Genomic DNA, 294 nt, shown 5'->3' with positions numbered 1-294 from the left:
TGGGCCTCCGAAGATGCCTGCCTGATCAACTGGTTCAATATGCGACAAGGACTCTTTGTCCTGTATAAAAACTTTGACGACCTCTTCGTGATGGAAGACGAGGACGTGAGCCTATGCGTAAATATTATTGAACAGATGGACACACGTTATACAGTACGTCCGATCCATGGTAGTGGACTTTACCAGGTTCTTTTTGGGTGGGGATTCGAAATCTCGCAGGAGAGTGTGCCGCGTGTAGAAGAGTTTTTCGAGGGCAAGGTTGTGTTCGCCATGGACGGGGTCGAATATCCTTGG

Annotated in this window: 1 pseudogene; it reads left to right on the top strand. The window is 48.6% G+C overall.

Annotated features, from left to right (window positions below):
* Positions 1-294 (top strand): annotated as a pseudogene (locus HMPREF2756_RS00775) (hypothetical protein); the annotation flags it as partial.

The sequence above is a fragment of the Rothia sp. HMSC067H10 genome (assembly GCF_001810635.1).
Lineage (GTDB): Bacteria > Actinomycetota > Actinomycetes > Actinomycetales > Micrococcaceae > Rothia > Rothia dentocariosa.
Note: the sequence above shows the minus strand (reverse complement) of the source record. Positions and strands in the feature narration are given on the sequence as shown.